We start from the raw sequence: 9,286 nt of genomic DNA, 5'->3' as shown, positions 1-9,286 counted from the left end.
GGCCCATGGGCTTCTTGAGGCGGAGCGGCACACCCGCGACCCGTCTAAGATGCGCCCCATGAGCTACGGGCAGCAGGGGGAACCCCAGTCCCAGTGGGATCCCTGGAAACCGCATTCCCAGCAGCCGTGGAACGGCGGCGCCGACGAGACCCCGGACTGGGCCGCTCTCGCCGAGGCGTCCGAGACGCGCAACAAACGGCGCCGGCTGCTGTTCATCGGCGGCGGCGCGCTCGCCACCGTCGCGATCGGCGCGGCCGTCGCCGTGGCCGTGGTGTCCGCGAACGACGGCAACCCCGCCTCGAACAAGCCGGCCGCCGGCGTCCCCGGCAACTCGAACCTGCCGGGTCAGACCACCGGCCCGGCCCCGTCGTTCGAGTCGACGAGCGCTCCGCCGCCGCTGAACCCGGTCGACTTCATCTCCAGCAAGGCCAAGGACACCGCCCCGCTCGGCGCCCAGCTCCTCTTTCCGGGCACCCAGCTGACCGTGGGCGACACGGTGTACAAGAAGGGCGCCACGGACGACACGAAGAGCTGCTCCGCGGTCACCGCGGGCGGGCTCCCGAAGATCGTCACCGACAGCGGCTGCACCCGCTTCCTGCGCGTCTCGTACGTCACGGGCGGCACCGCGGCGACGGTCGGCGTGGCCGTGTTCGACACCGCCGGGCAGGCCGCCAAGGTCACCGGCAAGGTCAACACCCAGAAGGACAGCATCAGGTCGCTCTCGGGCAAGGGCGTCAAGGACTTCTGCACGTCCGCCGTCTGCCTCTCGACCGCCAACGCCTACGGCCGTTACGTCTACTTCACCATCACCGGCTTCACCAACGGCAAGGACATGACGGAGAAGGACACGGCGGCCTACCGTGTCAGCAACAACCTGAAGGACTTCGCCCGCAGCCAGCTGTACAAGCGGGGCGAGGTGCAGGCGTCGGCCGCGGCCAACGAGTAACGGACCGCGAGCGAGCGACACCGGCCAGGAACAGCGGCGGCCGACGAACAGTCAGCCGCCGCCCCCGGCTCACCTCTGCTTCAGGCCCTCTTCCTCAGGCCCTCCACTTCAGGCCCTGTGCTTCAGACGCAACCGGATGGGCACTACCGCCGACTCCAACTGCGTCCTCAGTGTCATCTTCGACACACCCTCGGTCCGCTCCCCGAACCGGATCGGGATCTCCACCGCGCTGCACCCGGCCCGCACGGCCTTGTACTTGAGCTCGACCTGGAAGCTGTACCCGGCGCTGTCCAGGGTGCCCAGGTCGAGGTCGCGCAGTGTCGCCGCCGACCACAGGTTGAACCCGGCCGTGATGTCCCGGATCTTCGTGCCGAGCACGGCCCGGGCGTAGCGGTTGGCGAACCGGGACAGCAGGACCCGGTGCACACCCCAGTCCTCGTCCAGCGAGCCGCCCTCGACATACCGGCTGCCGATGACGAGGCCCGCCCCCGAGGCCACCGCCGTCCCCAGCATGCGCGGCACCGCCTCCGCCGGGTGGCTGCCGTCGGCGTCCATCTGGACGACGTACGCGGCCCCCTCCTCCAGCGCGGCGCTCATGCCCGCGACGTACGCCCGCCCCAGACCGTCCTTCCCGGTCCGGTGCAGCACGCTCATCCGGCGCCGCCCGGCGGGCTGGTCCGCGTTGTACTTCTCGGCCAGCTCCTCGGCGATCCGCCCGGTGCCGTCCGGACTGGAGTCGTCGACGATCTTCAGGTGCAGCCCGTCGATGGGCAGCCCGAGCACCAGCTCGGCCATCCGCGGCAGGTTCGCGGCCTCGTTGTACGTGGGCATCACCACGGTGACCGGGACGCCCGGGTGTCTGTCGTACCCGTCGAGTTCCGTCATGGCTTTCTCTTTCCCTCCCCTGGGCGCCCCTACCGGAGGCCCTCCCCAACGGGCACGCTCGCTGCAGCGCGGATGCGCTCAGGAGGTCTTGATCCAGATGCGGTACGCGCTCGTGCCGTTCGCGTTGCGGAACGGGATCTCGGCCAGCAGCCGGTAGTGCGAGTTGCCCTGGACGGCGCCGGCGACGATGTCGTCCATCCTCGGGTTGGTGAGCCCGTCGAGCACGATCAGGTCGAAGTCGCCGTCCTTGACCGCCGCCTTGTAGGCCTCGTCGCCGCCGTAGTACTTGCCCTTCTCGTCCTTGTACTCCATGCCGAAGAGGCTGTGCCACTGGCCGTGGCTCGACTGGTCGTACAGGTAGTAGACGGGCACCTCGGGCGTCGAGGCCAGGTAGTTGCCCTTGCGGTCCACATGCGGCTCGATGGCGTTGATCATCTTCGTGGAGTCCGGCCAGATGTCGAAACGCCGGTCCGCCTGCTGGATGCCGAGGCAGAGCACCGCCGTCCAGAGCATGATGCCGAGCTGGGGATAGCGGAAGTGCGCACCCACCAGCCGGGTCACCCCCACACCGGCCATCGGCGCCGCGAAGAGCAGACCGAAGCCGACGTGCTTGAACAGCGAGACCACGGTCCCCAGATGGATCTGGTACGCCGGTGCCAGCACGGCCGTGCCGCACAGCACCAGACCGAGCAGGGCCCGCCGGCGCCGGCCGGGACTGCCGAGGCGCAGGGCAAGCGGCGACTCGTTCATACGGCTGCGCCGCACGTACGAGACGGCACCGCCGACGGCGGCCAGGAACATCAGCCCGCCCCAGTCGACGGTCTGCTCCAGCAGGAACTCGGTGGAGTCGGTGCCGTGGGCCCGGTCGGTCGTGGTCTGCCGGACACCGGCCATCAGGTCGGTGGTGTACATCCCCGCCGCCAGCAGACCGCCGATACCGAGCGCCAGCAGCACCATCCGCACAAAGGCCCGGCTGCCCTTGTGCGGCCACGCGGTCAGGAGCGCGAGCACCACGATGGTCGGCAGATACAGCGCGGACGCGTACTTCACCCCGACCGCCAGCACCCCGACGGGCGCGGCCAGTAGTACGGCGACCACGGGTGCCCGGTCGGTGCGGACGACGATCCAGGTGGCCAGGGCCAGCAGGAACACCGCGGCCGCGTCGTAGGTGGCGAAATAGCCCATGACGACCGTGGACTGGAGCACCGCGAACAGCGCGGCGGCGGCCAGCGCGGCCCGCTCGTTGAACAGGCGCCGCGAGAACGAGTACAGCAGCCCGGTCGTGCAGAGCATGAAGAGCAGGCTCAGGGTCCGCGCCCCGGCGAGCCCGAACTTCGCGTCCACGAGCGCGGCGAGCACCGGGTAGAGCTGCGGCGAGCCGGAGAAGTACGCGGCGTAGTCGCGGGGCAGCTCGGTGCCGCCCAGCAGATGGTCCAGCTCGGCATGGCCGGCCGCCAGGTACAGCGCCTCGTCCTGGAAGGCGGTGTTGGACAGCCGCAGCGACAGCGCCGCCTGGATGGCCATGATGCACAGCAGCACGATCCGGCTGACCCAGGCCCGCCGTCTGCTCGCCGCCATCTCCCAGCCGGCTTCCGGCGTTTCGGGGATGCGGTACTCGGGCTCGTCCGGCACCTGCTGGTACCGCACCGTGCGCAGCGCGTACGTCGGCTGGTCCTCGTGCTGGCCCTGCGGCTGCTGCGGGACACCGGCGGCGTACTGGTCGTACTGCTGGTACTGCTGGTACTGCTGGTACTGCTCCGGCTGACCGTCGGAGTTGAACCAGGTGGACTCGCCGTCGGCGTACGGATCGTAGGGCTGGGGCGTGTAGTGGTCGTGTCGGGAGGTCATCACGGCTTCCGTACGTCGAAGCCGAAGCTGTCGTCGGCGGCCAGTCGCTTGAACTCCTTCAGCGCCAGCGGGCTCGCCTCAAGTCGCCAGTCGGCACGCTTTTTGTGGTTGAACCAGACGAAGCCGAGCATGTCGTCGTCCGCCTGGACGCCCGCGAACAGACTGCGGATGTCGGCGCGCCGCCGCTCACCGGCCATCGCGGCCGTCTCCAGCAGGATCATCGGCTTCTCGGTGAAGGTGCGGACCTGGTCCCGGGTCGGCCCGAAGACGCTGTCGAAGGCGCTGTCCTCCCCGATCGTCCAGTAGCCGATCAGACCGACCCAGTCGACGTAGGCGTCGCCCGGGTAGTACGGCTTGAGCAGGACGCTCCTGACCGGGTTGACGATGTTGGGCGACCAGGCCCAGATGACGTTCGAGGCGCCGGCGTCGACGAAGGTCTGGTGGATGTGCCGCCAGGCGGCCACGTAGTCCGCGGGGGTCACGTCCTTCGTGCCCCACTTCTCCCAGTGCCCGTTGAACTCGTCGGCGAAGGAGATCACCACGGGCAGGTTCAGCCTGCGGACCGCCGTCGCGTACTCCTTGATGTACGCGTCCGACTCGCCGCCCGCGATATCGGCGACCGGTGTGTCGAAGGGCTCCCACGACATCAGCGTCATGGCGCCCGCACGCCAGGCGTTGCGCACACCGGTGGCGTCGAATCCGTCGCCCCAGCCGGCGTAGTACTCGATGAGGTTCGGCTGCTTGCCGACCATCCTCGTGTACGTGTCGACGCCCTTCATGGAGGTCGGGGCGCCCTCGACGGCGGCGCCGAAGTACTTCTTGCCGGGCTTCAGCAGGGGTACGACGTCGTAGGGCACGTCGGCCGCGGGGCTCGCGCCGGCATCGGTGCCGGCCTCGCCCTGCCGCCCGCTCTGCGAGGAGCCGTCCGACGCCTCGCCGCCGAGGACCGAGCAGCCGCTGAGCGCGAGCACACCGCTGAACAGACAGGCCGACAGCGCCGTACGGAAACGGGTGAACGTCCGCATCAGGCAGCCACCGCCTTCTCACGCGGCTGGACCAGGACCCGGCCCACGACCAGGGCGTAGAAGAGGCCCGAGGACAGGATCAGGGCGAAGTCCGGGGCGTCCATGGTGAACGACCGGTAGACCGCTCCCACGACCCAGATCAGCGCGGTGCCGCCGCTCCAGGCCCACATGCCGATCCAGAAGCGCCGGGTCTTGTTCCTCTTGGCGCCGGAGGAGCCGGTGGGCTGCCAGCCCATGCGGTTCTTGCGGAGGATGTCCCAGATGGCGAAGACATGCGCCCAGCCGTACATCATGCGGGCCGCCCAGGCCTCCAGGCGGTAGGGCGCCTTGTGCCACATCGGGAAGACGATCGTGGTGTAGACGATGCTGGGCAGCACCAGCGCCAGATGCTCGACCATGAGCTTCTCCGGCATCATCAGCAGCAGCACGATCGGGATGACCGGGGCGGCGAAGGTGAACAGCGCCGTGTGGATGTAGTAGAAGAAGCCGGACATGTAGCACAGACGGCTGGAGAGCCGGATCCTCGCCTGCCAGAACTTCCGGCTGCCGAGCAGGCTCATCGAGCCGGAGCACCAGCGGTACTGCTGGTTGAAGAAGGCCCCCGCGCTGTCCGGGCACACCCCCGTCGACACCGCGACCGGCACATACCGCAGATCCCAGCCGAGCCCCCGCAGGTCGAACCCGGTGTGCACGTCCTCGGAGTGCTCGATCAGCGTCGTACCGCCGTTGGTCTCCAGCGCCGCCCGCCGGTACACAGCACAGCTGCCGACGCAGATCGCACCGTCGCTCCCCTGCCGCGACACCTGCACGGACCGGTAGAACAGCTCCTGCACCGCACCCGCGCCGCGCTCGATCCAGTTCTGCGAGTCCAGCACCCGGAAGTACTGCGGCGACTGGACGATCCCGATGCGCGGGTCCGCCTCCAGATACGGCAGCAGCTCCTGGAGCAGGTCGGCGCGCGGGGTGAAGTCGGCGTCCAGGATCAGGATGTACTGGCCGTCGGACCGCCCGAACCCGAAGTGCAGATTGCCGGCCTTCTTGAACCAGCCGCGGTTCTCCCGGGTGCCGTAGCGGAACCCGAAGTCCCGGGCCATGGCGGCCAGTTCAGGGCTGGCCCCGTCATCGAGCACGAACGGGACACAGACCCCCGGATACCGGTCGGCCATCTCCCGCACATGCCGCCAGGTGTTGTGCAGCACCTCGATGGGCTCGCCGCACACCGGCAGGAAGACGTCGACCGTCGGATACACCTCGGGCCGCCAGTCGTGCACCAGCCGTTTGTGGTGCGCGATGTCGAAGTCCCGGGTCAAACCGTTCACCCGCAGCGACACCAGGTAGTACAGCACCGTGAACACCAGCAGCGGCGTGTAGATCCACAGCACCGGCGACGACTGGGCCAGCTTGAACTGGCTCACCACCAGACAGCAGAAACTGATCAGCGAACTGATCGTCAGGATCCACAGATGCCGTCTGGCGTAGGAGTACTTCTCCCTGTCCGACGGTGGCAACGGCAGCAGCCCCAGCGGAGCCCCGTCACCCCGTCCCGCCTTGCGCCGCCCGCCTCCGTTGTTCTGGCGCGCGGCACGGCGCCCCCCAGTCCGCGCAGGACCAACTGAACTCATGCAAAACCCACCCCCGGACCCGGAAACGGCCCGTTGATACCCCCACCCTCACTCGGCCTTCCCCATGTCGAGATGCCGCATGTTCGAGCATCCGAACAATGGCCGAGTGGCTCGAACCAGTGGCCGAGCGACGAAAGGCTATACGAGAGGTAAGAAGGTCGTAAGAGGCATCACGGGGCTTACGCCCCGTAAGTCCAGGCATGGGCGCTATCTACTGCGAAATGTCAGGCAACTAACAGGTTTCGCACCCGGACGCCCCGGGCAGGGTTCGCCGGTTTCGCGCTTCCTTGTTCCGAGCGGCGAGCAACTCGTCGGCGGGGTACCCCACCTCTTCGAGGGTCAGCCCATGAGGCCGTACAACATGCACGGCGGAGTCCCTGACCCCGGCGGCGAGCACCTTGCCCGGCCAGTCGGCGGGCCGGTGTCCGTCCCCCACGAACAGCAACGCCCCGATCAGCGACCGCACCATGTTGTGGCAGAATGCATCGGCCCGAACGGTGGCGGTGATGATCCCGTCGTCGCCCCGCACCAGGCTCAGCTCCTGCAGCGTACGGATCGTGGTGGCCCCCTCCCGCTTCTTGCAGTAGGCCGCGAAGTCATGCTCCCCGAGCAGCCGCCCGGCGGCCTCGTTCATGGCATCGACATCAAGGGGCCAGTCATGCCACAGGACGTGACTGCGCAGCAGCGGATCGACCCCGCCGGGATTGTCGGTGACCCGATACGCGTACCGCCGCCAGACCGCCGAGAACCGCGCGTTGAATCCACCGGGCGCCTCCCTGAGCGCCCACACCCGCACGTCCTTGTCCAACCGCCCGGCGAGCCGCTTGAGCAACTTCTCGCTGTGCTGCGCCCACACCTCACGCGGCAGATCGACATGCGCCACCTGCCCCCGCGCATGCACCCCGGCATCGGTACGCCCGGCCACGGTCAACTCGTACGTCGTACCCCCGGACCGCGTGACGGTCCGCAACGCGTCCTCGATCTCCCCCTGCACGGTCCGCTTACCACCGGCCTGCTTGGCCCAGCCGTGAAACCCGGCACCGTCATAGGACAGATCAAGGCGGATACGAACATGCCCGGCTGCTACTTCATCACTCACACACAGATCCTCTCAGCTACACAAAAGCGGGCCCGCCCCTCGAAAGGGAACGGGCCCGCAATCGCCCTCAAGGGGCGCGGGGAACTGCGCGAACCACCACGGCAAACCGCAGCCGCCCGACAACAGCCACCCGGCAGACGCTTAGGCGTCCTTGGACTCCTCGGCCGCAGCCTCGTCGTCGACCTTGGTCGTGTCGACCGTGGTCTCAGCAACCTCGGCGTCCTTGGCAGCCCGCTTCGTGGCGGCCTCGGCCTCGCCCGTGGCCTCCTGCGCGACCGTCAGCGCCTCGACCAGCTCGATGACAGCCATGGGCGCGTTGTCGCCACGGCGGTTACCGATCTTGGTGATACGGGTGTAACCACCCGGACGGTTCTCGTACCGCGGGCCGATCTCGGTGAAGAGCGTGTGGACGACGCTCTTGTCCGTGATGACCTGGAGCACCTGACGGCGGTTGTGAAGGTCACCCTTCTTCGCCTTGGTCACCAGACGCTCGGCGTACGGCCGCAGACGGCGGGCCTTCGCCTCGGTGGTGGTGATACGGCCGTGCTCGAAGAGCGCCTTCGCGAGGTTCGCGAGGAGCAGCTTCTCGTGCGCGGCACTGCCGCCCAGACGGGCACCCTTGGTGGGCTTCGGCATTTCTTTCTCCTGTGTGTCTGCCCCGGCCGTGTCAGGTACCGGGGTCAGGAACCCGATGAGCGGATGCTCACCGGCAACAACCGGTCAGTACTGCCTGGTACTGCTCAGTACTGCTCGGTCTCCACGAAACCCGCGTCCGCGTCGTCGTCGGCGCCAAAGGCGTCGGCAGCGGCCGTGGGGTCGAATCCGGGCGGGCTGTCCTTCAGGGCCAGGCCCATGCCGGCCAGCTTCGCCTTGACCTCGTCGATGGACTTCGCACCGAAGTTACGGATGTCCAGGAGGTCGGCCTCGGAGCGCGCGACCAGCTCACCCACGGAGTGGATGCCCTCACGCTTGAGGCAGTTGTACGACCGAACGGTGAGCTCCAGCTCCTCGATCGGCAGCGCCAGGTCGGCGGCAAGGGCGGCGTCCGTGGGGGACGGGCCCATGTCGATGCCCTCGGCGTCGATGTTCAGCTCACGGGCGAGACCGAACAGCTCGACCAGCGTCTTACCGGCGGAGGCCATGGCGTCACGCGGACGCATCGCCTGCTTGGTCTCGACGTCGACGATCAGCTTGTCGAAGTCGGTGCGCTGCTCGACACGGGTCGCCTCGACCTTGTACGTGACCTTGAGCACGGGGCTGTAGATGGAGTCGACCGGGATACGGCCGATCTCCTGGCCCACCTGCTTGTTCTGCACCGCGGAGACATAACCACGGCCACGCTCGACCGTCAGCTCCATCTCCAGCTTGCCCTTGCCGTTGAGCGTGGCGAGGACCAGGTCGGGGTTGTGCACCTCGACACCGGCCGGAGGCGCGATGTCGGCGGCGGTGACCAGACCCGGGCCCTGCTTGCGCAGGTACATCACGACCGGCTCATCGTGCTCGGACGACACGACGAGCTGCTTGATGTTGAGGATCAGGTCGGTGACGTCCTCCTTGACGCCCGGCACGGTGGTGAACTCGTGCAGCACGCCGTCGATACGGATGGACGTGACCGCCGCACCCGGGATCGAGGACAGGAGGGTCCGGCGAAGCGAGTTGCCGAGGGTGTAGCCGAAGCCCGGCTCCAGCGGCTCGATCACGAACCGGGAGCGGAACTCGTCGACGACCTCTTCGGTCAACGAGGGACGCTGAGCGATCAGCATGTGTGGATCAGATCCTTCTTTCGTGGACGCCCGCTATTTGACGCCCGACGGAACCGCCCCGACGAAAAGGACGGGTAATGCAAGGGTACGGGCGATAC

General features: G+C 68.1%; 8 protein-coding genes. 1 reads left to right on the top strand and 7 read right to left on the bottom strand.

Annotated elements, in window-relative coordinates; translation table 11 throughout:
• The first annotated feature begins 58 nt into the window (after window positions 1-58).
• Complete coding sequence (locus ACFWYS_RS01225; protein ID WP_384761871.1) at window positions 59-946, top strand: hypothetical protein; 888 nt, start codon at window positions 59-61, stop codon at window positions 944-946.
• 108 nt (window positions 947-1,054) lie between these two features.
• Here the strand turns inward: ACFWYS_RS01225 and ACFWYS_RS01220 are convergent, their stop codons facing one another.
• The 7 genes from ACFWYS_RS01220 to ACFWYS_RS01190 form a co-directional block, all read right to left on the bottom strand.
• Window positions 1,055-1,831, bottom strand: coding sequence for a polyprenol monophosphomannose synthase (locus ACFWYS_RS01220; protein ID WP_384761869.1), 777 nt, complete (start codon window positions 1,829-1,831; stop codon window positions 1,055-1,057).
• Between the two features lie 78 nt (window positions 1,832-1,909).
• Window positions 1,910-3,679, bottom strand: coding sequence for a glycosyltransferase family 39 protein (locus tag ACFWYS_RS01215; protein ID WP_384761867.1), 1,770 nt, complete (start codon window positions 3,677-3,679; stop codon window positions 1,910-1,912).
• Complete coding sequence (locus tag ACFWYS_RS01210) at window positions 3,679-4,704, bottom strand: glycoside hydrolase family 26 protein (RefSeq protein WP_384761865.1); 1,026 nt, start codon at window positions 4,702-4,704, stop codon at window positions 3,679-3,681. The genes ACFWYS_RS01215 and ACFWYS_RS01210 overlap by 1 nt, the downstream gene beginning before the upstream one ends.
• Window positions 4,704-6,326: a glycosyltransferase family 2 protein gene (locus ACFWYS_RS01205; protein ID WP_384761863.1), complete on the bottom strand. Its 1,623-nt coding sequence runs from the start codon at window positions 6,324-6,326 to the stop codon at window positions 4,704-4,706. Before ACFWYS_RS01205 ends, ACFWYS_RS01210 begins: the two co-directional genes overlap by 1 nt.
• A gap of 232 nt (window positions 6,327-6,558) precedes the next feature.
• Window positions 6,559-7,425, bottom strand: coding sequence for a tRNA pseudouridine(38-40) synthase TruA (gene truA, locus ACFWYS_RS01200; RefSeq protein WP_384761861.1), 867 nt, complete (start codon window positions 7,423-7,425; stop codon window positions 6,559-6,561).
• 141 nt (window positions 7,426-7,566) lie between these two features.
• Window positions 7,567-8,061, bottom strand: coding sequence for a 50S ribosomal protein L17 (rplQ, locus tag ACFWYS_RS01195; RefSeq protein ID WP_384761859.1), 495 nt, complete (start codon window positions 8,059-8,061; stop codon window positions 7,567-7,569).
• Between the two features lie 104 nt (window positions 8,062-8,165).
• Window positions 8,166-9,188, bottom strand: a complete 1,023-nt coding sequence (locus ACFWYS_RS01190; RefSeq protein WP_003966937.1) for a DNA-directed RNA polymerase subunit alpha — start codon at window positions 9,186-9,188, stop codon at window positions 8,166-8,168.
• Window positions 9,189-9,286 lie beyond the last annotated feature (98 nt).

It is taken from the genome of Streptomyces sp. NPDC059010 (assembly GCF_042740355.1).
Taxonomy (GTDB): Bacteria; Actinomycetota; Actinomycetes; order Streptomycetales; family Streptomycetaceae; genus Streptomyces.
Note: the sequence above shows the minus strand (reverse complement) of the source record. Positions and strands in the feature narration are given on the sequence as shown.